The sequence below is a fragment of the Actinoplanes philippinensis genome (assembly GCF_900113015.1).
In the GTDB taxonomy this organism is placed as follows: Bacteria; Actinomycetota; Actinomycetes; order Mycobacteriales; family Micromonosporaceae; genus Actinoplanes; species Actinoplanes philippinensis.
On record NZ_FONV01000004.1, the window covers coordinates 429,043 to 451,301 of the forward strand.

30 protein-coding genes and 1 riboswitch are annotated in these 22,259 nt (G+C 72.4%); of the genes, 15 read left to right on the forward strand and 15 right to left on the reverse strand.

Annotated features, from left to right (window positions below):
- Positions 1 to 112 precede the first annotated feature (112 nt).
- Together BM290_RS12270 and BM290_RS12275 are read right to left on the reverse strand one after the other, a co-directional pair.
- Entirely contained in the window at positions 113 to 997 is an 885-nt protein-coding gene (locus BM290_RS12270; protein ID WP_093613208.1) for an alpha/beta hydrolase fold domain-containing protein, read from the reverse strand.
- Between the two features lie 58 nt (positions 998 to 1,055).
- Positions 1,056 to 1,535 (reverse strand): DUF1877 family protein, encoded by a 480-nt coding sequence (locus tag BM290_RS12275; protein ID WP_093613210.1) that lies wholly within the window; start codon positions 1,533 to 1,535, stop codon positions 1,056 to 1,058.
- 50 nt (positions 1,536 to 1,585) lie between these two features.
- On the opposite strand from BM290_RS12275, the gene BM290_RS12280 reads away from it, so the two are divergent.
- Positions 1,586 to 2,332, forward strand: a complete 747-nt coding sequence (locus BM290_RS12280) for an SAM-dependent methyltransferase (protein WP_093613212.1) — start codon at positions 1,586 to 1,588, stop codon at positions 2,330 to 2,332.
- Positions 2,333 to 2,362: 30 nt separating this feature from the next.
- Here BM290_RS12280 and BM290_RS12285 read toward each other — a convergent pair whose 3' ends face one another.
- Positions 2,363 to 2,863 (reverse strand): nitroreductase/quinone reductase family protein, encoded by a 501-nt coding sequence (locus BM290_RS12285; protein ID WP_239143483.1) that lies wholly within the window; start codon positions 2,861 to 2,863, stop codon positions 2,363 to 2,365.
- Between the two features lie 82 nt (positions 2,864 to 2,945).
- Between BM290_RS12285 and BM290_RS12290 the strand changes: the two genes are divergently transcribed.
- From BM290_RS12290 to BM290_RS12305, 4 genes are all read left to right on the forward strand, one after another.
- Positions 2,946 to 3,422 (forward strand): macro domain-containing protein, encoded by a 477-nt coding sequence (locus BM290_RS12290; RefSeq protein ID WP_093613214.1) that lies wholly within the window; start codon positions 2,946 to 2,948, stop codon positions 3,420 to 3,422.
- Between the two features lie 89 nt (positions 3,423 to 3,511).
- On the forward strand, positions 3,512 to 3,901 hold the full coding sequence (locus BM290_RS12295) for an STAS domain-containing protein (protein WP_093613216.1): 390 nt from the start codon (positions 3,512 to 3,514) through the stop codon (positions 3,899 to 3,901).
- Between the two features lie 44 nt (positions 3,902 to 3,945).
- On the forward strand, positions 3,946 to 4,668 hold the full coding sequence (locus tag BM290_RS12300) for an STAS domain-containing protein (RefSeq protein WP_093613218.1): 723 nt from the start codon (positions 3,946 to 3,948) through the stop codon (positions 4,666 to 4,668).
- Positions 4,669 to 4,705: 37 nt separating this feature from the next.
- A complete protein-coding gene (locus BM290_RS12305) occupies positions 4,706 to 5,257 on the forward strand; it encodes a thymidine kinase (RefSeq protein ID WP_093613220.1) in 552 nt (183 codons plus the stop codon).
- Between the two features lie 49 nt (positions 5,258 to 5,306).
- Here BM290_RS12305 and BM290_RS12310 read toward each other — a convergent pair whose 3' ends face one another.
- Positions 5,307 to 6,035, reverse strand: coding sequence for a Rossmann-fold NAD(P)-binding domain-containing protein (locus BM290_RS12310; RefSeq protein WP_093613222.1), 729 nt, complete (start codon positions 6,033 to 6,035; stop codon positions 5,307 to 5,309).
- A 47-nt stretch (positions 6,036 to 6,082) separates the two neighbouring features.
- On the opposite strand from BM290_RS12310, the gene BM290_RS12315 reads away from it, so the two are divergent.
- A complete protein-coding gene (locus BM290_RS12315) occupies positions 6,083 to 6,463 on the forward strand; it encodes a winged helix-turn-helix transcriptional regulator (protein ID WP_093613224.1) in 381 nt (126 codons plus the stop codon).
- 7 nt (positions 6,464 to 6,470) lie between these two features.
- On the opposite strand, the gene BM290_RS12320 is transcribed toward BM290_RS12315, so the two are convergent.
- The 6 genes from BM290_RS12320 to BM290_RS12345 all read right to left on the reverse strand — a co-directional run bounded on the left by BM290_RS12320 (position 6,471) and on the right by BM290_RS12345 (position 12,103).
- Positions 6,471 to 7,298, reverse strand: coding sequence for a GNAT family N-acetyltransferase (locus BM290_RS12320; protein WP_093613226.1), 828 nt, complete (start codon positions 7,296 to 7,298; stop codon positions 6,471 to 6,473).
- Positions 7,299 to 7,372: 74 nt separating this feature from the next.
- Positions 7,373 to 8,449, reverse strand: coding sequence for an acyltransferase family protein (locus BM290_RS12325; RefSeq protein WP_177319678.1), 1,077 nt, complete (start codon positions 8,447 to 8,449; stop codon positions 7,373 to 7,375).
- Positions 8,450 to 8,475: 26 nt separating this feature from the next.
- Positions 8,476 to 8,973 (reverse strand): hypothetical protein, encoded by a 498-nt coding sequence (locus BM290_RS12330; RefSeq protein WP_093613230.1) that lies wholly within the window; start codon positions 8,971 to 8,973, stop codon positions 8,476 to 8,478.
- A 77-nt stretch (positions 8,974 to 9,050) separates the two neighbouring features.
- On the reverse strand, positions 9,051 to 10,289 hold the full coding sequence (locus BM290_RS12335; RefSeq protein ID WP_093613232.1) for a hypothetical protein: 1,239 nt from the start codon (positions 10,287 to 10,289) through the stop codon (positions 9,051 to 9,053).
- Positions 10,270 to 10,812 carry a SigE family RNA polymerase sigma factor gene (locus BM290_RS12340; RefSeq protein ID WP_093613234.1) on the reverse strand — a complete coding sequence of 181 codons (543 nt, stop codon included), beginning with the start codon at positions 10,810 to 10,812 and terminating at the stop codon, positions 10,270 to 10,272. Before BM290_RS12340 ends, BM290_RS12335 begins: the two co-directional genes overlap by 20 nt.
- A 97-nt stretch (positions 10,813 to 10,909) precedes the next feature.
- Positions 10,910 to 12,103: an MFS transporter gene (locus tag BM290_RS12345; protein ID WP_239143480.1), complete on the reverse strand. Its 1,194-nt coding sequence runs from the start codon at positions 12,101 to 12,103 to the stop codon at positions 10,910 to 10,912.
- Between the two features lie 74 nt (positions 12,104 to 12,177).
- Between BM290_RS12345 and BM290_RS12350 the strand changes: the two genes are divergently transcribed.
- From BM290_RS12350 to BM290_RS50610, 3 genes are all read left to right on the forward strand, one after another.
- Entirely contained in the window at positions 12,178 to 12,933 is a 756-nt protein-coding gene (locus tag BM290_RS12350; protein ID WP_093613238.1) for a DeoR/GlpR family DNA-binding transcription regulator, read from the forward strand.
- Between the two features lie 177 nt (positions 12,934 to 13,110).
- Complete coding sequence (locus tag BM290_RS12355; protein ID WP_143133716.1) at positions 13,111 to 13,785, forward strand: DUF6891 domain-containing protein; 675 nt, start codon at positions 13,111 to 13,113, stop codon at positions 13,783 to 13,785.
- Positions 13,786 to 13,865: 80 nt separating this feature from the next.
- Positions 13,866 to 13,997, forward strand: a complete 132-nt coding sequence (locus tag BM290_RS50610) for a hypothetical protein (RefSeq protein WP_275413241.1) — start codon at positions 13,866 to 13,868, stop codon at positions 13,995 to 13,997.
- A 4-nt stretch (positions 13,998 to 14,001) separates the two neighbouring features.
- On the opposite strand, the gene BM290_RS12360 is transcribed toward BM290_RS50610, so the two are convergent.
- Entirely contained in the window at positions 14,002 to 14,664 is a 663-nt protein-coding gene (locus tag BM290_RS12360) for a nitroreductase (protein WP_093613242.1), read from the reverse strand.
- Positions 14,665 to 14,692: 28 nt separating this feature from the next.
- Between BM290_RS12360 and BM290_RS12365 the strand changes: the two genes are divergently transcribed.
- Positions 14,693 to 15,112, forward strand: a complete 420-nt coding sequence (locus tag BM290_RS12365) for a type II toxin-antitoxin system VapC family toxin (protein ID WP_093613244.1) — start codon at positions 14,693 to 14,695, stop codon at positions 15,110 to 15,112.
- Here the strand turns inward: BM290_RS12365 and BM290_RS12370 are convergent.
- Positions 15,109 to 15,525 (reverse strand): VOC family protein, encoded by a 417-nt coding sequence (locus tag BM290_RS12370; RefSeq protein WP_093613246.1) that lies wholly within the window; start codon positions 15,523 to 15,525, stop codon positions 15,109 to 15,111. The genes BM290_RS12365 and BM290_RS12370 overlap by 4 nt on opposite strands.
- Positions 15,526 to 15,598: 73 nt before the next feature.
- Here BM290_RS12370 and BM290_RS12375 point away from each other — a divergent pair, with 73 nt between their 5' ends.
- A complete protein-coding gene (locus tag BM290_RS12375) occupies positions 15,599 to 16,813 on the forward strand; it encodes an MFS transporter (RefSeq protein ID WP_093613248.1) in 1,215 nt (404 codons plus the stop codon).
- Between the two features lie 128 nt (positions 16,814 to 16,941).
- On the opposite strand, the gene BM290_RS12380 is transcribed toward BM290_RS12375, so the two are convergent.
- Entirely contained in the window at positions 16,942 to 17,439 is a 498-nt protein-coding gene (locus BM290_RS12380; RefSeq protein ID WP_093613250.1) for a YfbM family protein, read from the reverse strand.
- Between the two features lie 46 nt (positions 17,440 to 17,485).
- On the opposite strand from BM290_RS12380, the gene BM290_RS12385 reads away from it, so the two are divergent.
- Complete coding sequence (locus BM290_RS12385; RefSeq protein WP_093613252.1) at positions 17,486 to 18,430, forward strand: DUF2332 domain-containing protein; 945 nt, start codon at positions 17,486 to 17,488, stop codon at positions 18,428 to 18,430.
- On the opposite strand, the gene BM290_RS12390 is transcribed toward BM290_RS12385, so the two are convergent.
- Positions 18,397 to 18,987: a hypothetical protein gene (locus tag BM290_RS12390; RefSeq protein ID WP_093613254.1), complete on the reverse strand. Its 591-nt coding sequence runs from the start codon at positions 18,985 to 18,987 to the stop codon at positions 18,397 to 18,399. The genes BM290_RS12385 and BM290_RS12390 overlap by 34 nt on opposite strands.
- Before the next feature lie 20 nt (positions 18,988 to 19,007).
- On the opposite strand from BM290_RS12390, the gene BM290_RS12395 reads away from it, so the two are divergent.
- The 3 genes from BM290_RS12395 (at position 19,008) to BM290_RS12405 (ending at position 20,731) form a co-directional block, all read left to right on the forward strand.
- Positions 19,008 to 19,523 (forward strand): NUDIX domain-containing protein, encoded by a 516-nt coding sequence (locus BM290_RS12395; RefSeq protein WP_244903908.1) that lies wholly within the window; start codon positions 19,008 to 19,010, stop codon positions 19,521 to 19,523.
- Positions 19,520 to 19,732: a hypothetical protein gene (locus BM290_RS12400; RefSeq protein ID WP_093613258.1), complete on the forward strand. Its 213-nt coding sequence runs from the start codon at positions 19,520 to 19,522 to the stop codon at positions 19,730 to 19,732. Before BM290_RS12395 ends, BM290_RS12400 begins: the two co-directional genes overlap by 4 nt.
- 32 nt (positions 19,733 to 19,764) lie before the next feature.
- Positions 19,765 to 19,841: riboswitch (ZMP/ZTP riboswitch) on the forward strand.
- A 23-nt stretch (positions 19,842 to 19,864) separates the two neighbouring features.
- Positions 19,865 to 20,731: a metallophosphoesterase family protein gene (locus BM290_RS12405; protein ID WP_203779263.1), complete on the forward strand. Its 867-nt coding sequence runs from the start codon at positions 19,865 to 19,867 to the stop codon at positions 20,729 to 20,731.
- A 67-nt stretch (positions 20,732 to 20,798) separates the two neighbouring features.
- On the opposite strand, the gene BM290_RS12410 is transcribed toward BM290_RS12405, so the two are convergent.
- Positions 20,799 to 22,226 (reverse strand): MFS transporter, encoded by a 1,428-nt coding sequence (locus tag BM290_RS12410; protein ID WP_093613260.1) that lies wholly within the window; start codon positions 22,224 to 22,226, stop codon positions 20,799 to 20,801.
- Positions 22,227 to 22,259 lie beyond the last annotated feature (33 nt).

Genomic DNA, 22,259 nt, shown 5'->3' on the forward strand with positions numbered 1-22,259 from the left:
GGCGGTTGGAGCCCGGACCGGGCCTGGCCGTCACAGGCTACCCTCTGGCGCTCCCGGAGGGGACCTTCGACCACGATCAGGGACGTGTCGCCCCGGGGCTGGGCGAATGCGGTCATCGGACCGTGGTCGCCCGGATGTGGCCGACGACGGCGCGGCGGCCGGCCCGGGCCTCAGGGACCGGCAGGAGCGGGTAGACGTGCACGGCGCCCGGCTCCTCGTGATAGGTCAGCGGCACCGACGGCGGCAGGCGGTCACGCAGCAGGCGGCAGTCGGGCAGGGTGATGTCACGGGTGCCGACCAGCACCTGCAACGGCGGCAGCCGGGTCAGGTCGCCGAAGAGCGGGCTCAGCCGTGGGTCCTGCAGCGGGACGTCACGGGCCCACGCGGCGGCCAGCGGACGCAGGCCGGGACGGCGCAGCCACGGGTCGTGCGGCTCCACCCGGTCGACCTCGGGGTTGCTGATCGACAGGTCCAGCCAGGGGGCGATAGCGGTCAGGCCGGCCACTCCCCCGGCCTCGCCGCCGACCGCCTGGGCGGCCAGCAGGGCCAGGCCGCCGCCCGCCGAGTCGCCGGCCAGATAGCAGCGCCGGCCGCGGGTGGCCTCGGCGGCGATCACGCCGGTCACGAACTCCAGGGCCTGCAGCCCGTGGTGGGCGGGCGCCAGGCCGTAGATCGGGACGGCGACCTCGTGCCCGGTGCGGCCGGCGATGTGGGCGATCAGCGACCAGTGCTGGCGGACGATCTCGCTCGTGTACGCCCCACCGTGCAGGTAGATCACCGTCACGTCGGTCCCCGGGCCCGGCGGGCGGACACGGTGCAGGTCGAACCCGTGGTCACGGGTCGTGCTCACCGCATACCGCCGGCGGATCGCCGACGGCGGCCCGGACGGCCCCTTGGGGCGCGCGAGCGATCGCAGCCCCGCCTCCTCGGAGACGAATCTGCGCTGGTAGGCGAGCCTGGTGAAGGCGGCCACCACGGACATCTGCCAACTGGTCACGGGGCCTCCGTCACGTCGCGGCTCAGGTCACCGCTCACGTCGCGGCTCAGGTCGCCGCTCACGTGGCAGTGAAGATGACGGCCCGGCCCGCGGCGGCGGCCCGCTGGTAGAAGTCCCGCAGGTCGGCGAGGTTGGACCAGGTGTACTGGAAATCCTGCTCGTCGGCGGCCCCGTCGTAGTCGTCGCCGAAGTCGCCGAAACGCTCGCGCAGCCACGCCTCGTCGATGTCGAGCAGGGCCGCCGCCACCTCGCGGACCTCGGCGGCGGTCACGTGCACCACATACATCTCGTCGTGCAGGTGACGGCCGCCCGCGACGGCCAGCGACAGTGGTGGGTCACCGGCGTCCGGGTCGAGAGTGCCGTCGGTGAGGCAACGGTGGATCGCATCCCACGCCTTGTCGGTGTCGACCTTGAGGTCGTCGTCGGGCCACTCCTCCTCGAGGTCGCCGAGGATCTCACTGACGGCGTCGTCGTCACCATCCGCATCGAGCAGCAGTTTCTCCTGCTCGGCGGTGATCGCGAAGTGCACTCCCAACATGCGCTGATATTAGGTCGCCCGTACGACAATCTCGTGGTTGGTTGAGCGGTGTGGATCTACCGCGTAGTTTTGCCGTCCGGGAACGTGATCATCGCATTCACGACCCGTTCACCCCGGAGAAGCTGGCCCTGCTGGGGGAGGTGATCCGCCTGCGGCCGGGGATGTCGATGCTCGACCTGGCGTGCGGCAGCGGCGAGTGGCTGTGTCAGTGGAGCCGGGCGCACGGGATCACCGGCGCCGGGGTCGACATCAGCACCGTCTTCCTGGCCAAGGCGCGGGCCAGGGCCGAGGAGCTGGGGGTGGCCGACCGGGTGACGTTCACCCACGGCGACGCCGCCGGTCATGTCGCCGCCGAGCCGGTGGACGTGGCCGCGTGCATCGGCGCCACCTGGATCGGCCGGGGCGTCGAGGGCACGATCGAGCTGCTCGAGCGCAGTCTGCGGCCGGGCGGGCTGCTCCTGATCGGTGAGCCGTTCTGGCGGCTCGACCCACCGGATCAGGCGGCGGTCACGGGCAGCGGCGCCGGCTCGCGGGACGACTTCCGGGACCTGCCCGGCCTGGTGGAGTCGTTCGGCTCGCTCGGCTGGGACCTGGTGGAGATGGTGCTGGCCGACGAGGACAGCTGGGACCGCTACGTGGCGGCCCAGTGGTTCACCGTCCGGGCGTGGCTCGACGAGAACCCGGACGACGAGCTGGCCCCGTCGATGCGGGCCGAGCTGGACACCGCGCCGCTGGACTACGTCCGTTACCAGCGGCGGTATCTGGGCTGGGGCGTGTTCGCGCTGAAGCGGCGCTGACCGGCGTCGCCGGACGGAGGCCGATCAGCGTCAGCCGGCCCGGGGCTCCAGCACCACGATGTCGGTCCGGGTGGAGCGGCGCGACGCGAACTCGTCGAGGTCCTTGTTGGTCTCCCGCCAGACGGCCCAGAGGCGCTCACGTTCGGCGCCCTCGGCGACCCGGGCCCGGACCAGCCGCTCGCCGTCCGGCCAGACGGCGTGGGCGTCCGGGTTGGCCTGCAGGTTCAGCCACCAGGCCGGGTCGCCCTCGCCCCAGCCGTTCATGGCCAGCGTGGTCAGGTTGGGGCCGTCCTCGACGTAGGCGAGGATCACCGGGCGGTCCTTGCCGGAGCGGCGGCCGGTCACGGTGAGACGCATCGTGCCCCACTTCTGCGGCTTCGCCCGCTGCAGGGCGAACCGGCCGCCGGTGAGGCGATAAAGGCCGCGGTGCACCGCCCAGGCGGTACGGATCACCCAGCGCGGCGGGAGCCACGGGCCCTTGGATCGTGGATTGTCGGACACACCCATCACCCCAGCGAAGTCGCTCGTCATGTACTGGTCCTCCACTGTGGCACCAGCGGGCCAGCGGTTCGACGGGTCGCGGCGCCCGGCGTCCGTACGCCAAGATCGTCCGATGTCGGCAATCAGGTTCGTCAAGGGTGACGCCACCAGCCCGCAGGCCAAGGGGCCGAAGATCATCGCGCATGTGTCGAACGACATCGGCGGGTGGGGCAAGGGGTTCGTGGTGGCCATCTCCCGGCGCTGGAGGGAGCCGGAACGGGCGTTCCGGCAGTGGCACCGGGAGCGGGCCGGCAACGACTTCGGGCTCGGCGCGACGCAGCTCGTGCGGGTGCGGCCGGACGTGTGGGTGGCCAACATGGTCGGGCAGCGCGGGATCCGGACGGGCAGCGGCGGGCCGCCGGTCCGGTACGAGGCGATCGGGCAGTGCCTGCACACGGTCGCCGGGCACGCCGTCGAGCTGGGCGCCTCGGTGCACATGCCGCGGATCGGGTGCGGCCTGGCCGGTGGGAGGTGGGAGCGGATCGAGCCGTTGATCGTCGACGCTCTGTGCGCCCGCGACATCCCGGTGACCGTCTATGACTTCGACTGACCCGTGCCCGCCGGGGCCGGTGCGGCGTAGGGTGGGGGCGACACCTTCAGCAGTGAGGGGCCATCGCCGCGTGCCTGACAGGGGTCATCATGAAGTTCACACCATCCACCAGTCGTCTCACCGTCGTGGCAGGCGAGGCCGATTCCGACGGCCGTGTCCTGATCAGGCTGATCGGGGAGCTCGACTACGACGAGACCGAGCGGCTCCGGGAGGCGGTGGCCGGCGCTGTCGGCCGCTGGGTGCCGGCGCACGTCACGATGGACGCGACCGAGTTGACCTTCCTCGACTCGGCCGGCATCCGGGCGCTGCTCGAGTGCCGCGACCTGGCCGACAAGATCGGGGCCGGGCTCTCCGTCGAGGGGGTGTCGCCGATCGTCTTCCAGGTCCTGCGGGTCACCGAGCTGCTGGAGCATCTGGCGGTCACCAGGGTCCCGCCGGTGACCGTGCACGGCACTACGGGGTCGACGCGGCACGGCTGAGCCCTTCGGCCGTTGCCGATGCCGCGGTGAGCGACAATGGGTGGGTGACGGCCATCCGATGCGACGTCGAGTCGATCGGCACGCGGCTGCTGGTGCGGGTCACCGGCGAGTTGTCCGTGTCCTCGACGTCGCAGGTCCGGCTGGCTCTGATGAAATGCCTGGTGGAGCAGCCCGACGCGGTCGTCCTGGATCTGGCCGGCCTGGCAGTCGGCGAGGCGGCCGCCGCGTCGGTGTTCCTCGCGGTGTCCCGGCAGGCGGCGGTGTGGCCGGGCACTCCCCTCCTGGTGGCGGCCCCCGCTCCGGATCTGGCGAGGATCTTCGACCGGGGCTACACCCGGCTCGCCGTGTTCGACTCGGTCGACGCGGCGCTCGCCGCCGAGCCGGGGCCGCGCCTGCCCGCGATCAGCGACATGATGCTGCCGGCCAGCGGGGCGCCGCGCCGGGCGCGCGACGTGGTGACCGAGGCGTGCCTGCGCTGGGCCCTGCCGCAGCTGATCGACCGGGCCTCGGTGATCGCCGGTGAGCTGGTGACGAACGCGGTGGTGCACGCGCGGACGATGCTGAGCCTGCGCCTGACGCTGAGCCGTCGTCATCTGCTGCTGGCGGTCCGTGACGGCTCCGCCGAGGTGCCGCTGCTGCCGGCCGCGGCGTCCACCGATCCGGCCGCGCCACGGGGGTTGCTGCTGGTGGATGCGCTGTCGGTCCGGTGGGGCAGCCAGCCCACCCACGACGGCAAGGTGGTGTGGGCCACGCTTCCACGATCATGATTTGGCGCACGGCCGGTGGGATGGCACGGTGTGCGCCATGGACCTGACCGTGATCCTCGGCCCGATGAAGGGCGGCAAGTCGCTGGAGATGATCAGCCTGCTGTCGCCGCTGCAGTATGCGAACATCCCGCACCGGGTGTTCCAGTCGGCGCGGCACGGGCGGGACACGGCGGTGACGTCCCGGTCGGGCGGCAGCCTGGAGACGGTGAAGGTGCACACGCTGGCCGGGGCGGCCGACGGCGGCGTCGAGGTGATCGGCGTCGACGAGATCCACATGTTCACCGTCGACGACATCGCGGTCCTCGGGGCGGCGGTCCGGTCGGGGGTGCGGGTGGTGGTCGCCGGGATCGACCTGGATCACCGGGGGCAGTTGTTCGCGCCGGTGCGGGCGCTGTTCGAGCTGGCCCCGGCCGAGGTGATCTACCGGCGGGCGGTCTGTGACGTGTGCCGGTCGCTGGACGCGACGCACACGCAGGTGCTGGAGCACGGCAAGCCGATGATCCGCGAGCTGGCCCCGTCGACGGCGCTGCCCGACGACGGGACGTACACGTACGAAGCGCGCTGCCGGCGGTGCGTCGTCCTGCCGTGAGGCGGACGAACCGGTGGTGGCGGCCACTCATCTCCGCCGGCGATGAGTCTCAGGCCACGCGGGCCCGGAGCATCTCGTAGAGGCGGGCGGCGTCGGCCGGATCGGGCAGCGGCACCGGCTCGCCTCGCCGCAGCGCGGTCAGCGGAGCGGTCGGCGGGTCGTCGAGCAGCGCCTTCAACGGCGCCGCGGCCTTGGTCGCCGACTGGCCGAACACCTTCGCGGCGACGCCGACGACAGTGCGCATCGGCTGGTCGAAATGGCGGTGCATGCCGCTGTCGACGAAGAGCGGGTTGTACAGGACGTACCGGACCCGGCTGCCCGGGTACCGGCCGGCGAACCCGGCGCCGAGCAGGTCGTTCGCCCTCGCCACCTGCATCGTCGCGGTGAACAGCGAGTAGCCGCGGGTCAGGGTCGGGTCGTCCCAGTGGACGTGCCCGGACCGGATGCCGCCGACGCCGCAGAGGTTGAGGATCATCGGGTTCGGGCTGCGTTCCAGGGCCGGGCGCAGACCGTCGGCCAGCAGGTGGCGGGCCAGCACGCCGATCGCGAACGTCCGCTCGTGTCCCTCGGCGGTGACGACCCGCCGGCGGGAGAACTGTCCGGCCGACAGGACCAGCGCGTCGATCCGGTCCGGCAGCCGGTCGATCAGGGCGCGGGTCTGCGCGACCGACGTGAGGTCGGCGTCCGCGCTGCCGAGCGCGATCACGTCGCCGTCGAGCGAGGAGGCCAGAGCCCGGCCGATTCCGCGGGTCCCGCCCGCGATCACCACAGTGCGCATACTGGGATCGTCCACGCCGCCGGCCGCGCCCGAAAGAAGGCACATCCATGTCACCGGTCCTGCCGCTGCCCGTCACCTCAGCCGACCGCGAGACGTGCACGGCCACCGATGTGCTGCGGCTCGTCGGGGAGAAGTGGACCGTCCTGATCCTGGCCGTCCTGCGTGACGGCGGCCCGTCCGGGTTCAACCGGCTGGACCGTACGGTCGAGGGGCTCAGCCGGCGCATCCTCACCCGCACGCTGCGCGCCCTGGAGGCGGACGGCCTGGTCAGCCGCACGGTCACCGGCTCACACGTCGAATACGCCATCACCGATCTGGGCGCCTCGCTGCTCCCGCTGATCCTCGCGGTCGGCGAGTGGGCGGTCGAGCACGCCCCGCGCATGGCGGCCGCCCGCGCCGCCTACCACAGCGGCTCACTACAGCGGTGACGGCTGCTCAGCGCTCCTGCCGCAGCGGCTTCCGATAGCGGTGATGGCTGCTCACGACCCGGAAGCCGAGCCTCTCGTACAGGGTGCGGGCGCCCGCCGGATCGTGCGCCTCGGTCCGCAGCCGGACAGCGCCGCCGTGGTCCGCCAGCGCCCGGGTGAGCAGCGCCGACGCCAGCCCTCGCCGCTGGAAGTCCGGGTCGACACCGACGTCCTCGACCTCGTCGCCCTGCACCGCCACGAACCCGGCGAGCCGCTCCCCCGACGTCGCCACCAGGAACGACGACCGGTCCGACCGGCCCAGCCACTCCCGCAGCCGCTCCGCCGGGGGCAGGCTCACGAACGGCCGCCCGGCCCACGCTCGCTGCGCGAGCCGCCACAGAGCACCGGCATCGTCCACGGTCGCGGCCCGCACGGCGATCCCTTCCGGCAGATCCCGCAGTGGTACGGACGAAGCCTCCCGCCGCATCCAGACCATCGTGAAGGCCCGTGCGTACCCCCGGCCGGTCAGCAGCGCCACCCGGTCGTCCTCGCCGTCGTCGGCGTTGCCGCCGAGCATCACCGGCCCGGCCGGCTCACGCTGGGCGGCGAGCCGAGCCGCGGCCTCCTCGGTGGCGTCGAGCAGCATCCCGCCGAGCCCGCGCCGCCGGTCCGCGGGCCGCACGTGCCCGAGCGTGAGGAACACCCGTACCCCGTCGTCCTCGGTCCACGACCGCAGCGACGCCCACCCGGCGAGCGTCCCGTCATCGGCGGCCGCGACGAGCGACCACTCCGCCGACGCGAGCCGCTCGCCGGCCGTGTCCCCGGCCCGCCACGGCCGCAGCTGATACCCCGCCATGCCTTCGCACTCTAGGCACTGCCGCTCGTCAGCGCCGTTCTCAGCCGGGCGGCGACCGGGCGTTCGACCGCACTCTAGGCACTGCCGCTTGTCAGCGCCGTTCTCAGCCGGGCGGCGACCGGGCGTTCGACACAGCGGTTCACCAGGACGGCCACGCCGATCAGGCCCGCGACCACGAGGAGCAGCAGGGTGACCGAGCCGATCGGGGTGGTCCGTCGCAGCAGGTGGACCACGGCGAAGCCGGCGACGTAGTGCAGCAGGTAGAACGGGTACGTGGCGGCGCCGAGGGTCGCCAGTGGACGCCACCGGATCCGGTCGAGGCGGCCCACTGCCAGCAGCGCCATCGCCGCGAAGCAGACCGTCACCGCCACGCTCGACGGCGTGTAGGACATGCCGTGGCTCGCCTGCCACGGGTTGCCCTCGTAGTAGTGCAGCGACAGCGCCCAGCTGAACGCGACGAGCAGCCACAGCTCGGGCCGGGACCCGCGCCGGTGGATCAGGTGGAACGCGATGCCCGCGACGAAGTAGTGCGAGTTGCCGCGCATCACCAGCGCGTCCAGCCACGGCTGCCCGATCTCGGCGGCCAGCACCGACGCGACGCTCCACAGCAGGCAGAAGGCGACCACGTTGCGGTACGTGACGCCGATCCACACCACGACCAGGAACAGCAGGTAGAACTTGAGTTCCAGCCAGAGTGTCCAGTAGACGTCGTCGACGCGGGGCTCGCCGAGCGGGTCGGCCAGCAGGAACATGTTGGCCAGGAACGCGCGGAACGGGACCGGGGTGAACACCCGCGGGTAGGCGACGGCGACCAGTGTCGTGATCGTCATGCAGACCCACAGCACCGGGAACAGCCGGACGAACCGGGAGCGCAGGTACTGGCCGGGGGTGCGGTCCCAGGCGGTCATGCAGATCACGAAGCCGCTGATCATGAAGAAGAACGGGACGCCGACCCAGCCGTACGCCGCCACCCGGTAGAACTCGCCGAAGACCGTCTCGGGCGGGCTGTCCCAGATCCGGATGTTCCCGGTGCCGGCCACCGCCACCAGGTGGAAGAGGGCCACGCCGAGCGCCGCCACGAACCGGAAGAGGTCCAGCGCCGCCAGGCGCCGCCCGGCCCGCGGCGGTTCGGGGACCGATGGTTCCGTCATCCGGACCGGTCCGGTGGCCGTCATCGTCACGGGGCCGGCTCCGCCACCGGCGCCGGGGTCACCGCACGGAGCAGCCGCACCCACGGCGACCAGCGGGCCGGGTGGCGGACCCGGCCGGTGGCGGCGCGTTCGGCGTTGTCCAGCAGGTCGGCGACGAGGGCCTGGTGCGTCCACCGGGTCGCCAGGGGCCAGAGCAGCAGCATCGGGCCGCGCGGCCGGGCCACCACGATGTGCACCATCTCGGCCCGGTCCGGGGCGAGCGCGCGGACCCACAGCTCGTGGTAACCCTCCATCGGGGCGTCCTCGGTGAACTCGAAGCGCACGCGCAGCCCCGGCTGGTAGGCGGTGACGGTGTAGCGCAGGGCGCCGTGGCCACCGGTCGCGCCGGCGGCGAGCGGGCGGTCCAGTCGCAGCGGCTCCCAGTCGACCGGCCAGAGCAGGTCGCCCGGGCCGGCGAGCCGGTCGAGCAGGTTCCCCAGAACCGTGACGGGCGCGGGGATGATGCGGCGTTGCATGTTGATCATGAAAACTCCGTACGGGCACGGCGAAGCGATTCGCCACCGGAAGGTGTGAATGAGGGGTGTCGTGTGAAGCCGGGTGGTTACCGGACCGGGCCGGGCAGCGCCTCGCTCAGCTCGGACCAGGTGCCGGTGTCGTCGGGGTCGGCGAGCCGCAGGCCGCGCAGCACCTGGACCAGCTCGGCGTCCGGCTCGGGCGCGGAGGCCGTCGCCTCGACCAGGTAGGCGCCGTCCGCCGTGTACCGGAAGCAGCGGCCCTGCCCCGGCGCACAGAACGGGTCGACCAGTGGTGGCTGGGCCGAGGGGTCCGACGTGGGCCAGTTCGAGACGCCCGCCGACGGGTCGTAGGACGGCCAGTTCGAGGGGCCGGAGGACGGGTCGTACGACGGCTCACCGGACGGATCGTGGGAGGGTCCGCCCGAGGCGCCGGCGTTCGGCTCGACGGAGGTGCCGCCGAAGATGATCGAGAGCTGGTTCTCGCCGTACCACCGGGGGAAGACCTTGATCCGCAGGTTGTCCAGGCCCTCGCCGGTCAGCGGATCGGCCAGTCCGGCATAGCTCTCCGCCTGCCGGGTGAACCGGGCGTCACCCCGCTGCAGGTGGGCGCCGGTCACCTCGTCGTCCGAGGTGATGCCCATCGAGCTGAGCTGGTAGCCGGGCGGCAGGTAGGTCATCCGCCAGGGCAGTGCCGCCGGACGGCTCGGTCCGGCCGGCAGCCGTTCGGCCACGCGCGTCATGTCGGCCCGGCTCAGGTGCCCGTTGCCGGAGTGGATCACCGCCCAGGAGTCCGGCGCGTACGGCCACGCCAGCACCCCGCCCGGGAGATACCGTCCGGTCACCCCGCCGATCTGCACCGGCTCCCCGCCGCCCACGACGTTCGCGTCGAAGACCCCGGCCCGGTAGACGACGAGCACCGAGGCGCTGACCTCGACCTGCTGGAAGGTGCCGTCGCCCCGGTTGTACCGGCGGTCGTCGCCGGTCCGCCGGATCCGGGACTGCTGATAGCCGGGCGTGACGTTGACCGGGTCGCTGACCTCGATGTCGCCCACCGTGTAGCCGGTCACCGTGTACTCGAACGCGGACGCCGGATAGCGCATCGCGTCCTGGCCGCTCGCCGGAACCGACCGGTTCCCGGCGATGATCTGCGGCATGACCGTGACGCCCACGACCGCCAGCATCGCCGTGGCGGCGCCGGCCGCCCAGGACGCGCGACGGCGGGCCCGGCGGGTGCGGCCCCCGGCCACGAAGTCGTCGGTGCTGTGGCGCATCGGCGGCTCGCCCGCGTACGCCGCCTCCAGCAACTCACGCATGTCGCGTGGCATAGCGCTCCACCTCGTCTGACTCTCCGGCCGGCAGATCGGCGTCGGCACCCAGCACCTCACGCAGCGTCCGCAGCCCGCGGACGGTGTGGCTCTTCACGGTCGCCTCCGGGCAGTTCAGCGCCTCGGCGGTCTCCTGCACGGACAGGCCCTCGAAATAGCGGAGCACCAGCACGGCCCGGCGGCGCGTCGGCAACTGGCCGAGGGCGGCGTGGATCCGCAGGCGCTCGTCGACCTGGTGCGCGCCGTCCGGGACGGTCCGCTCCGGGATGGCGTTGCCGGCCGGTTGCTCGCGCCGCCACCAGGGACGGCGCACCTCGTCGATGGCGGCGCGGACCACCATGCTGCGGGCGTAGCTCTCCGGCCGGTCGACGCGCCGCCACCGGGTGTAGAGCTTCGCCAGTGCGGTGAAGACCGCGTCCTCGGCGAGCTGCCAGTCGCCGCAGGTGAGGTACGCGAGGCGGCGCAGCGAGTGCGCCTGCGCGTCGACGAAACTTCGGTAGTTCGTCTCTTCATCACTGTTCACCAGCCGTGGCTCCTGTCTGTCCGAGCACTAGACGGCCGGAAGGCCCCGCCGCGGATGCAGCGAGGCCGAAGTAATTTCGGAAAAATTCTTCCCGATCTTATTTCCGCTGGTCAACCGGGGGACGAACGGCTCCGGCGATGAGGGCGGCGAGGCCGAGCAGGGCGGCCACGGTGATCAGGGCGCGCAGCACGGTGATCCGGTCGCCGAGGAAGCCGATGACCGGCGGACCGGCCAGGAACGCGCAGTAGCCGATCGAGGCGATCACGCTGACCCGGGCGGCGGCGCGGGACGGGTCGTCGCCGCCGGCGCTCATCCCGACCGGGAAGCCCAGCGACGCGCCCAGGCCCCAGAGCAGGGCGCCGGCGTAGGCGAGGACCGGGTGCGGGGCGAAGACGAACAGGGCGACACCGGCGGTGCCGATCACGGCGAGGATGCGGACCACGGCGGTACGGCCGTGCCGGTCCAGCAGCGCGGGACCATACCAGCGGCCGATCGTCATGGCGGTGAGGAACCCGGCGAACGCGAGGGTGCCCAGCGCGGGCGACACGTGGTGGCCGTCGATGGCGGCGATGCTGATCCAGTCGTTGCCGACGCCCTCGGTGAACGCGAAGGCCAGCACGAACACGCCGATCAGCAGGGTGCGTGGCTCCTTCCAGGCGGTGAGCGCGCTGACCTTCGGCGCGGACTCGCCGGCGCCGGGCTCGGTCTCGTCGTGGTCGGCGACGAAACGGCCGGCCTGCCAGACGACGGCCGCGACCACGAGGGCGGCGACGCCGGTCAGGTGCGCGGCGACCGGGACGCGCAGAGCGACCATGCCCGCGCCGAGCAGGGCGCCGGCGACGGTGCCGAGGCTGAACCCGGCGTGGAAGCGGGACATGATCGAGCGGCCGAGCCGGCGCTCGACGACGGTGCCCTGCACGTTCATGCCGACGTCCCAGGCGCCGTTGGCGAACCCGAGCAGGAACAGTCCGATCACGACCGGGACGACGCCGGCAAGGGAGCCGAGGGCGGCGGTGATCAGGCCCACGCCGAGCAGCAGGGCCATCGCCATGACCGTACGGGAGGAGCCGATCCGGGTGACGACCGGCCCGGAGAGCGGGAGCGCGAGCAGGGAGCCGGCGGCGATGGCGAGCAGCACCATGCCGAGGGCCGCCGGGTCGAGGCCGAGCTGGTCGCGGACCTGCGGGATGCGGGAGGCCCAGCTGGCGAACGCGAAGCCGGAGCCGATGAAGGCGACGTAGGTGGCCGTGGTGGCCGCCCGGACCGTTTCCGGCCGTACGGTGGTGAACATGTTTTCGAACATAACAAACGCGTTCAGTGTTCGGAACGTTGAGTCGGGGCCATGTTTGCGGTTCAATGGCGGGCATGACGATCAGTGACCGCCATCGACGGATCCTCGACGCGGTGCAGCAGGCCGGCCAGATCGGTGTCCCCCGGCTGGCCGAGCTGACCGGCACCTCGGAGATGACCGTCCGCCGGGACCTGGAGCAACTCGCCGACCAGGGCGTGATCGAGCGCTACCGCGGCGGCGCCCGCAGTCTCATGCTGCGCGGCGAGGAGCCTCCGTTCACGGTACGCGCGCACGACGGCCACGAGGCGAAACGCCGGATCGCCGAGGCCGTGGCCGGCATGATCGCCGATGGCGAGGCCGTCGTGCTGGACAGCGGCACCACCTGCCTGGAGGTGGCCCGGCTGCTCACCGGCCGGCGGCTCACCGTGATGCCGATGTCGCTGCACGCCGCGAACGCGCTGACCGGGGCGCCCCGGCTGCGGCTCCTGCTGCCCGGCGGCGAGCCCCGGCCCGGTGAGCTGGCGCTGACCGGCCCGCTGGCCCTGGCGTCGCTGGCGGCGCTGCGCTTCGACACGGCGATCCTCGGGTGCTGCGGGCTCACCGCGGACGGGCTCACCGCCTACGACCTGGACGACGCCGCGGTCAAACGCGCGATCATCGCCTCCGCGCACCGGGTCGTCGCGCTCGCCGACCCGGCCAAACTCACCCGGACCGCGCTGGCCCACGTGGCGCCGGTGTCCGCCCTCGACGTCGTCGTCACCACCGAGGACGCCCCCGACGAGCAGACCGGCGCCCTCACCGCAGCCGGCACGATCGTGCGGCGGGTGTGAGCGCCGGACGTTCCGGTCCAGCCGATCTCCGCGCACGATGTCGCGGTGCGCCTCGCCGGGCTGGTGGACCGGCCGGTCCCGGGCCGCGCCGACGACCTCGGCCGTCGGGCGCTGATCGGAAACGGGCGGCCCGGTGCCCTTGCCGGGCCGCGATCACGCTGTGTCATCATCACGGGCATGAGCGCTTGGGTCTACAACGACCGCCCCGACGGTGTGACGTTCCTGCCCGCCCGGATCACCGGCGAGGCCCGCACCGAGATCGAGGAGGAGATCTGGACCTGGATCGTGAAGGGTGAGGACGACCCGGCCGAGTTCGTCGACTACCTCGAGGACGACGAGGAGCGGCACGGCCTCACCGACGAGGAGCTGACCACGGCGTACGAGAGGGCGCTCGCCGTCCGCCGCGATCAGCAACGGTCGTGGGGCCCGGTGCGCAGCAACCTGACACAGGCCTTCGCCGAGCTCAACGCCCGCGGTGTCCTGGCCCGCGAGGACTTCAGCTGCTGCGGCACCTGCGCCTCCGCCGAGATCCACGACGAACGCGACGACTCCCGCCACTGGCGTGGCTACGTCTGGTACCACACCCAGGACACCGACTCGCTGATCGCCGACCCGAACGGCTCGGTCTACCTCGGCTACGGCGTCTACCCGCCGGAGGACTTCGACGAGGACGCGTACGAGTCGCTCTCCGACGACGAGAAGCGGGCCGCCTACCAGTCCGATCTGGAGCACCTGATGGACACGGTGGTCTTCCCGGTTCTGCAGGACCACGGCATGCGGGTCGTCTGGAACCGGGACCAGGCCAAACGCATCCTGGTCACCGGCGCCCAGTGGTACGCCCCGCTCGACTGACCCCGGTCCTCGGCCGCCCGCACCCGTTCCGCACCCCGATGACACCCACCGCGGCAATCGGACCGGCCGACCAGGGGGTCATGCAGACGCTTCTCACCGACCTCGCCACCCCGGTCATCACCGGTCTCGCCGGGATGCTCGGCGTCTACGCCGTCGAGGACATCCTCGGCCGGCTGCGCCGCTCCGGCCGCTGCCCGGAGCGCTGGCGCTGACCGGTCAGTCCAGGAACGTCACCGTCTCCGGCAGCGGGGCGCGGCGCGGACGGGGCGGGACGGACGCCGGGTCGGCGAACCCGATCGACATGCCGCAGAACAGCAGGCGCCGGGGCGGCGGCGTGGTCACCCGGGCGACGCTGCGGTGGTATTCCGCCCACACCTCCTGCGTGCAGCTGTGCAGCCCCTCGGCCCGCAGCAGCAGCATCACCGTCTGGAGGTGGATGCCGACGTCCGCCCAACGCGGCGGTGGCATGTCCCGGTCCACGTAGTAGAACAGCGCGGTGCCGGCGCCGAAGCAGCTCCAGTTCTCGGCACGGATCCGGGCCCGGCCCGCGGCGTCGCCGCGCTGCACGCCGCGCCGGCCGTAGATGACCTCGCCGGCCGCCGCCATGCGCTCGCGATACGACGGGTCGAGGTCGGGCGGGTAGGTGGCGAACTCCCGCTCGTCGCCGGAGTCGCCGGCCGCGGCCCGCGCGGCGACCGTCTTCTTCAGCACCGCCAGCGCGTCACCGGCGACGACACAGACGTGCCAGGGCTGGATGTTGCTGCCCGACGGCGCGTCGGCGGCCGCTGCCAGCACCCGTCGCAGAGTCTCCCGCGGGACGGGCCGGCCGGTGAACCGGCGTATCGACTGCCGGGTGCGCACCGCCTGATAGACGTCCATCAGCTCCCTCAGCCCCTACCCTGAACCGGTGGCCCGCTATGTGATCGACGCTCCGACCCTGCTGCACCTCGTCGACAACGCTCTCGCCGTGGATCCCGGCCATCAACTGGTCGCGCCGAACACCATCCGATCGGAGGCCCTGCATCTCCTGCTGCTCGACGTGCGCCGGGGTGAGCGTACCGACCGGGCGGCTCTGGAGACGCACGAGCGGATCACCGAGCTGAAGATGCGGCTGCTCGGCGACCGTGTCTCCCGGGCGACGGCGTGGCGGATCGCGCGGGAGAACGACTGGGACACCCTGCGCGACGCCGAATACCTGGCGGTGACCCGGCTCCAGGCCGACGCCCTGGTCACGGTCGACCCCCGGCTGGCCGCGACAGCCACCGGCCTGGTCCCGGTCGAGTCCCTCGGCGCCCTGCTCGGCGGCAGCCGGCCGGACCCGGGTTAGTGCAGGCAGAACTCATTGCCCTCCGGGTCGCGCAGCACGTACGTCAAAGGGCCCCTGTCGCTGTGTTTCTCGATCAGCGTGGCGCCCAGCAGGACCAGGCGCTCGACCTCCGCCTCCTTGCGGTGGCCGGCGACGTGGACGTCGAGGTGGACGCGGTTCTTGGCGGTCTTGCCCTCGGGGACCCGCTGGAAGAACAGGCGCGGCTCGAGCCCGGCCGGATCGCTGCACGCGGCCACGTCACGGAACGCGGAACGGCCGTTGATGATGATCCGGTCGGCGGGATCCATCCGGCCGTCGCTGATCAGACTGTCGACGAGCGGGGCGTGGTCCTCGACGGCCACCCCGAAGACCTGCGCCCAGAAGGCGGCCTGGGCGTGCGGGTCGGCGCAGTCGAACGTCACCTGAGTCCTCATGACAAGCCATCCTGCCAACCGATGGTCACATAATTCAGCGGAATCGATCGACGGGTTCTGTTAGACAGTTCCGATGCCCGGACGCCGACGACTGATCCCGCTCGCCTGTGCCCTCGCCGTCGACATGTTCGGCAGTGGCCTCTTCCTGCCGATGTCGCTGCTGTATTTCACCGAGGTCGCCGGCCTGTCGCTGAGCACGGTCGGTGTGCTGCTGAGCGTCGCCACGGTCGCGTCGCTGCCCGTCCCGCTGCTGGTCGGGCACGTGGCGCACCGGTTCCGGCCGGTCGACCGGGTGATCCTGGCGCAGGTCGTGCAGGGCACGGCATTCCTGGCGTACGGGTGGGCGCGCTCCCCCGCGGCGGTGCTGGTCGTGGCCATGCTCGCGGCGGTCGGGCAACGGCTGTTCTGGTCGTCGTTCTTCTCCGTCGTCGCCGGGCTCGGCGAACCCGGTGAGGACCGGCAGCACACCGACCGGCGGTACGCGGTCACCGGCATGATCCAGATGGCGTCGATGGGCGCCGGCACCCTGGTCGGCGGGCTGGTCGTGGCGTACGGCTGGTACCGGCCGGTGGTCGGGGTCAACGCGGCGACCTTCCTGATCTCGGCGGTGCTGCTGCTCGCCGTGCCCCGCGATTCGCCGGCCCCGGTGGGCGGACCGGTGGCCGGCGGCTATCGGGCGATGCTGCGCGACCGCCCCTACCTGCTGCTGATCGCGGTGAACACGATCTTCGCGCTGTGCAGCGTGTTCATCGGTGTCGCGTTGCCGGTCTACCTCATCGAGGCGCTGCCCACCCCGGACTGGCTGGTCGGGCCGCTGCTCGCGGCGAACACGGTGCTGCTCGCCTCCGGGCAGGCGCTCGCCGTCCGGGTGGTCCGGCCGCTGTCCCGGCCCCGTGGGCTTGCCCTGGCCGGCGTGCTGTGGGTGGTGTGGGCGCTGCTGTACGCGGCGGCGGTCCGGGTTCCGGGGGCGGCGCTCGTCCCGTACCTCCTGGTGGGGTTGATCTTCTTCGCCGCCGCCGACCTCATCCACGCGCCGCTGTCGAACGCCCTCTCTGCAGCGGCCGCCCCACCCGCGCAGCGGGACCGTTATCTGGCGGTCTACCAGTACTGTTTCGCCTTCGCCGGCATCATCGCGCCGGTCTTCTTCACCGCTCTGTACGCCCGCGGGCCGGCCGTGCCGTGGCTGGCGCTGGCCGCCGTCACGGCCGTCGCCACCGTCGTCGTGCACGCCCTCGACGGGTCGCTGACCGCCCGCGAGGAAGCCGCCCGCGAGCCGGCCGCCACCTGACTTCGGGCCTCACTCGGCCCAGGAAAACCGCCGGTGGCTCATCTCGCGCCGCGATCAATCTCGGTCAGAGATCAGACCGGGCGCGGACGTGACCCGGCGGCGGCGCCCGGCACCGAGGTGCCGGTCGTCTAGGTGATCATCAGGAGGATCGCCTGGTGGTCGGCGGCTGCGGTGCGGTAGAAGATGCGGAGGCCGGCGATCTCCTCGAGGAAGCCGTCGACCGGAACATCCTCGTCCCAGATGTCCGGGTAGATCTCGGCGGCTTTCATGGCGGAGCGGTCGAACCGGGCCCGGAGAGCGTCATCGGTGACGGCGTCGAGGGCCTCCGCGATCGCCCGGACGCGGTCGGCGGAGACGAGCCGGGCCGGGCCGTAGCCGCCGTCCTCGCCGATGTCGTCGCCGCCGAGGACCGCCGCACCGGCGAGGCCGTCACCGAGGCCCCACGCCGAGCCGGCGAGCAGGAAGTGCACGGCGTGCCAGGATTTGTCCAGATCCAGGTCGGGCTCCGGCATCCCATCGGCGTCGTCCTCGTCCTCGGACCCGAACAGCAGCGTTTCCACCAGCGCCGGATCGGCGAGGACCGCATCGTGCTCGGCGGCGGACAGGCGGCGGCCGATCAGCTCCATTCCCACGGGACGACCTTCTCACATCGACTGTGCCAAGATCGCTGGAATGAGCACCGCTGCGACCTACACCGCGTTCGCCGATCGGGAAGCCCACGGCGTCTCCCCCACCTATGAGCGGCTGTCCCGGGCGGTGGCCGCGGACGAGACGCTCCACCGGCTGCTGGACGAGGTTCCGGAGGCGAAGCGGCAGCCGAACCTGCTGTTCGGGGTGGTGCGGCTGCTGGGCGGGCCGGTCGGCGACCCGGAGGCGTTCCACGATTTCACGGTCCGGCGCTGGGCGGAGATCGCGGCCGGTCTGCGTGCCCGCGCGACGCAGACGAACGAGCCCGGTCGATGCGCGGTGCTGCTGCCCGTACTGCAGAGCCTGCCGCAACCCCTCGCCCTGCTGGAGGTCGGCGCGTCGGCCGGGCTCGGGCTCTATCCCGATCGGTACGCCTACCGCTACGGCGACCACCGTCTCGGCGACGGCGGCCCGGTTCTGGAGTGTGAGCTGACCGGGGCCGAGCCGCCGACCCGGCTGCCGGAGGTGGCGTGGCGGGCCGGGCTGGATCTCAACCCGCTGCGGGTGACCGATGCGGACGATGTCGCCTGGCTGGACGCGCTGATCTGGCCGGAACACGAGCATCGCCGGGAGCGATTGCGGGCGGCCGCCGCGATCGCCGCCGCTGATCCTCCGCACCTGATCCGCGGTGACCTCGTCGACGATCTGCCGGCCCTGGCCGCCCAGGCGCCCGCGGAGGCGACGCTCGTCGTCTTCCACACGTCCGTGCTGTACCAGGTGCCGGAGCCGAAGCGGCTGGCGTTCGAGGAACTGGTCCGGACGTTGCCGGGCCATCGGATCTCGGTCGAGGCGCCCGGCCTGGTCCCGGTCGGGAAGCTGCCGCCCGCGCCGGACGACGCGCTGCACAACGTGGTCGCCCTCGACGGCGTGCCGCTGGCGTGGGCCCGCGGGCACGGTCAGGCGATGTCCTGGTTCGCGGACCGGCGTTGATCGTCGATCCACCGTCGCAGGTCGGCCGCGGACTCCTCGACGGACCGGCCGGTCGTATCGATGACCGTCACCGCCCAGCCGGGGAGGTCGGCCCAGCGGTCCCAGCGCATCGGCTCCCAGCCGCCGGCGGTGATCGCCTCCGGGAGGTGCCACCGGTCGGCGGCGTGGGCCCGCTGCCATCGCGCCCAGCCGATGAACCTGTCGGTGGCGCGGTCGTCCCACTTGCCGGGGTCACGCTGCGCGAGGCGTTGCCGCCGCACGTCGTCGTCGACGTCGAGCAGGCACGCCGCGATGCCGTCGAGCAGCGGCGCCGACGGGCAGGCCAGCACCTCGCCGAGCGGCGACTGGCCTGTGAGCAGCATGTCCAGGCCGTCGGCCTGGTACCGCAGCGCCTTCTGAAGCCAGCCCTCCAGGCTGCGGTGCCGCCAGACCAGGTCGGCGTCGTCCGGCACGCCGATCTCGTCGAAGTCGTGCCAGACCAGGCCGTCGATCGGCCCGCAGGCACGCACCGTGGTGGTTTTGCCGGAACAGCTCGAACCGGAGATCGTCAACAGCATCGGAGTCTCCCATGGAGCAGGTGAGCAGTCGCGTCGTCTATTCAAACCCGTGGATGACGGTACGGGAGGACGAGATCCGCCGCCCGGACGGCACGCCCGGCATCTACGGCGTGGTGGAGAAACCGGACTTCGCGCTGGTCCTGCCCCGGTGGCGGGACGGGTTCTGGATGGTGGAGCAGTTCCGGTACCCGGTGGGGCGGCGGGCGTGGGAGTTCCCGCAGGGCAGCTGGGGCGCCGGCGCGTCGGGCGATCAGGCGTCCCTGGCGCGGCGCGAGCTCGCCGAGGAGACCGGGCTGCGCGCCTCCTCGATGAGCCATCTCGGTCATCTCTACGAGGCGTACGGCTACTGCACGCAGGGTTTCGACGTCTACCTGGCCACCGGCCTCGCCGAGGGTGAGCCGGACCGGGAGGTGACCGAGCAGGACATGATCCACCGGGCGTTCACCGACGAGGAGATCACCACCATGATCCGTACCGGCCGGATCGTCGACGCCCCCTCGCTGGCCGCGCTCACCCTGTACCGTCTCGGCGCATGAACAAGGTGGAGCGACGCGCCGACACCGCCCGCATCCTCGGCACCATGGCGATCCTGACCGGGCTGCTGATCGCCGGGATCGGGCTGGCCACCGACGCCACCCCGGTGAAGGGCTACTTCTTCGCCGCCCTGCTCGTGATCATCGGGTCGGGGCTGCGCCTGGAGGCCGCCGTCACATCGACGTCCGCCGCGTCGGCATCCGGCCGATGACACCTTGCCCCGGCCACCGGCGCCGCCATAGCCTGGCCGGACACGACTGGCGCGGGTGGGTCACCACCGGGGAGTGACGTCGGGAGCATCGACCGCCTGGGTGCTCCTCCGTCACCGGATGAGGAGCTGCCCGTGACCACCCATCGGATCCTGCATCTGTCCGACCCGCACATGACCGGGTCCGGCTTCGACGAGGACGGGGTCGACGCGGCCGGCTCGCTGGACCGGATCCTGCGTGACGCGCGGTTCGTGCCGGACATCGACGTCGTCCTGGTGACCGGGGACATCGCCGACGACGGGTCGGCCGAGGGGTGTGCGGCGGTGCTGCAGCGGGTGGGGGCGTTCGCCCGGGAGCGCGGGGTGCCGCACGTCTACACGACCGGCAACCACGACGCCCGGGAGCCGTTCGCGACGGTGTTCGGCAGCGCCCATCGCGGGGCGGACGGCGCGGACCTCGGGGAGAGCGGGCCGGACCGGTCGGCGGTCAGCGAGGTGGGCGGGCTGCGGATCATCACGCTGGACAGTCTGGTGCCCGGCTCGGTGCACGGTGTGGTGAGCGAGGAGCAGCTGGCCTGGCTGGGTCGGCTGTTGTCGCGGCCGGCGCCGGCCGGCTCGGTGGTGGCCCTGCACCATCCGCCGATCGCGATCGGCACGTCGCCGTCGATGGCGGACGTCAACCTGCGCAACGGCGGGCGGCTCGCCGAGGTGCTGGCCGGAAGTGACGTACGGGCGGTGCTGTGCGGTCACTACCACGCCCAGGTGTCGGGGTTCGTGAGCGGGATCCCGGTGTGGGTGACGCCCGGAGTGGTCACCCGCATCGACCTGACCGCGCCGTCACATCTGGTGCGCGGGGTGCTCGGCGCGGGCGCGACGGTCGTGGACCTGGGCGGCCCGTACTCGCCGATGTTCCATCTGCTGCAGGCGCGGGATCCGCGGGCGGGTGAGCAGGTGTATCTGGTGGACTCGCGCTCCGGCACGGACGCGCCCGCCGAGGAGTAGAAAACCGCTCCGAGCGACGGCGGGCCGTCACTCGGAGCGGTACGACCGTCGGCGGCCGGGCCGGTGATCAGGTGCGGGCACGGCGGGCGGCCCAGGTCACCAGGGCGGCGCAGACGACGGTCAGGGCCAGCGTGGCGGTGGTGACGGCGTTCTGGAAGGCGGTGGCGGAGGCCGTACCACCGGTGATGTCCGAAAGGGATCCGGTGAGAGCCGCGGCGACGATGGTGCCGGTGACGGCCATGCCGATGCTGCTCGCGACCTCCTGGCTGGTGTCGCTGAGGGCCGCTCCGGTGGAGGTCTGGTCCTCGGGGAGCCCGCGCATCACGGTGACGCCGGCGATGGTGGCGACGACGCGCATGCCGCCGGCGGTGAGCGCGAGGGCCACCGCGATCCAGACGTAGTCGTAGCGGCCGAGCAGGGCGTAGACGAGCAGGCCGGTGATGACGGCGGCGGCGCCGATGCGGGCGGCGCGCTGGGTGCCGAGCCGGGTGACGATCTTCTCGACGAACGGGCCGATGGCGAGCATGACGATGATCTGCGGGAGGTTGCCGAGGGCGGCCTGGGCGGGGGTCCAGCCCCAGACCAGCTGCAGCTGGAGGGAGACGCTGAAGGCGATGACGGCCATACCGAGGCCCATGGCCGCCTCGTAGGCGAGGCTGGCGGAGACGGCGGGCCGCCGGATCAGGGCGAAGTCGAACAGCGGGTGGGCGGTGCGCCGCTCGTGGACGACGAAGACGATCGCGGTCACGACGGCGCCCAGGCCGGCGAGCCAGGGGGTGGCGTGGCTCCAGCCCTCTTCGACGGCGAGGGTGGCGGTCCACAGGGCCAGGACGATCGTGACGGTGCCGAGCAGGGCGCCGGGCAGGTCGAGGGGGCTGGTGTTGCGCTGGGCGGGGTCGTCGGCGGGGATGCCGGTGCGGATGCAGAGGATGGCGAGCACGGCGATCGGCACGTTCATCACCAGCAGCGTCTGCCAGGGCAGGGCCTGCAGGACGAGGCCGCCGACGGTGGGGCCGACGGCCAGGCCGACGAGGCCGACCGTGGTGATCAGCGAGGTGGCGCGCATCAGCAGGTTCTCGGCGTCGAAGAGGCGGAAGCAGAGGGCCATGGTGCCGGGGGCGGTCGTGGCGGCGGTGACGCCGATGGCGGCACGGACGGCGATCAGCTGACCGGGCGTGTGCACGATCAGGACGGCCAGGTTGGCGAGGGCGAACAGGGCCAGGCCGATGAGCATCATCCGGCGGGTGCCGAACCGGTCGGCGATCGCGCCGAAGGCCATCATCAGGCCGCCGAACAGCAGCGAGTAGCCGGAGGTGATCCATTGCAGGTCGGTGGCGGAGGCCTGCAGCTCGCGGGCGATGGTCGGCAGGGCGACGTTGAGGACCGAGTTGTCGAGCATCTCGACGAGGAAGACGACGGACAGGCCGAGGATGGCCGGCCAGACGGCGCGCAGGGATCCGGCGCCGCCCGGCTTGTCCAGGGTGATGACAGTCATATGCGGACCTTTCTTCGATATCGCTGGAACGTC

Excerpts from the sequence above, each read along its gene's own strand:
- BM290_RS12275 (WP_093613210.1), bottom strand. The coding sequence starts at position 1,535 with ATGTTGGGAGTGCACTTCGCGATCACCGCCGAGCAGGAGAAACTGCTG.
- BM290_RS12285 (WP_239143483.1), bottom strand. The coding sequence starts at position 2,863 with ATGACGAGCGACTTCGCTGGGGTGATGGGTGTGTCCGACAATCCACGA.
- BM290_RS12290 (WP_093613214.1), top strand. The coding sequence starts at position 2,946 with ATGTCGGCAATCAGGTTCGTCAAGGGTGACGCCACCAGCCCGCAGGCC.
- BM290_RS12295 (WP_093613216.1), top strand. The coding sequence starts at position 3,512 with ATGAAGTTCACACCATCCACCAGTCGTCTCACCGTCGTGGCAGGCGAG.
- BM290_RS12305 (WP_093613220.1), top strand. The coding sequence starts at position 4,706 with ATGGACCTGACCGTGATCCTCGGCCCGATGAAGGGCGGCAAGTCGCTG.
- BM290_RS12310 (WP_093613222.1), bottom strand. The coding sequence starts at position 6,035 with ATGCGCACTGTGGTGATCGCGGGCGGGACCCGCGGAATCGGCCGGGCT.
- BM290_RS12315 (WP_093613224.1), top strand. The coding sequence starts at position 6,083 with ATGTCACCGGTCCTGCCGCTGCCCGTCACCTCAGCCGACCGCGAGACG.
- BM290_RS12320 (WP_093613226.1), bottom strand. The coding sequence starts at position 7,298 with ATGGCGGGGTATCAGCTGCGGCCGTGGCGGGCCGGGGACACGGCCGGC.
- BM290_RS12325 (WP_177319678.1), bottom strand. The coding sequence starts at position 8,449 with ATGACGGAACCATCGGTCCCCGAACCGCCGCGGGCCGGGCGGCGCCTG.
- BM290_RS12330 (WP_093613230.1), bottom strand. The coding sequence starts at position 8,973 with ATGATCAACATGCAACGCCGCATCATCCCCGCGCCCGTCACGGTTCTG.
- BM290_RS12335 (WP_093613232.1), bottom strand. The coding sequence starts at position 10,289 with ATGCCACGCGACATGCGTGAGTTGCTGGAGGCGGCGTACGCGGGCGAG.
- BM290_RS12345 (WP_239143480.1), bottom strand. The coding sequence starts at position 12,103 with ATGTTCACCACCGTACGGCCGGAAACGGTCCGGGCGGCCACCACGGCC.
- BM290_RS12350 (WP_093613238.1), top strand. The coding sequence starts at position 12,178 with ATGACGATCAGTGACCGCCATCGACGGATCCTCGACGCGGTGCAGCAG.
- BM290_RS12355 (WP_143133716.1), top strand. The coding sequence starts at position 13,111 with ATGAGCGCTTGGGTCTACAACGACCGCCCCGACGGTGTGACGTTCCTG.
- BM290_RS50610 (WP_275413241.1), top strand. The coding sequence starts at position 13,866 with ATGCAGACGCTTCTCACCGACCTCGCCACCCCGGTCATCACCGGTCTC.
- BM290_RS12360 (WP_093613242.1), bottom strand. The coding sequence starts at position 14,664 with ATGGACGTCTATCAGGCGGTGCGCACCCGGCAGTCGATACGCCGGTTC.
- BM290_RS12370 (WP_093613246.1), bottom strand. The coding sequence starts at position 15,525 with ATGAGGACTCAGGTGACGTTCGACTGCGCCGACCCGCACGCCCAGGCC.
- BM290_RS12375 (WP_093613248.1), top strand. The coding sequence starts at position 15,599 with ATGCCCGGACGCCGACGACTGATCCCGCTCGCCTGTGCCCTCGCCGTC.
- BM290_RS12380 (WP_093613250.1), bottom strand. The coding sequence starts at position 17,439 with ATGGAGCTGATCGGCCGCCGCCTGTCCGCCGCCGAGCACGATGCGGTC.
- BM290_RS12385 (WP_093613252.1), top strand. The coding sequence starts at position 17,486 with ATGAGCACCGCTGCGACCTACACCGCGTTCGCCGATCGGGAAGCCCAC.
- BM290_RS12390 (WP_093613254.1), bottom strand. The coding sequence starts at position 18,987 with ATGCTGTTGACGATCTCCGGTTCGAGCTGTTCCGGCAAAACCACCACG.
- BM290_RS12400 (WP_093613258.1), top strand. The coding sequence starts at position 19,520 with ATGAACAAGGTGGAGCGACGCGCCGACACCGCCCGCATCCTCGGCACC.
- BM290_RS12410 (WP_093613260.1), bottom strand. The coding sequence starts at position 22,226 with ATGACTGTCATCACCCTGGACAAGCCGGGCGGCGCCGGATCCCTGCGC.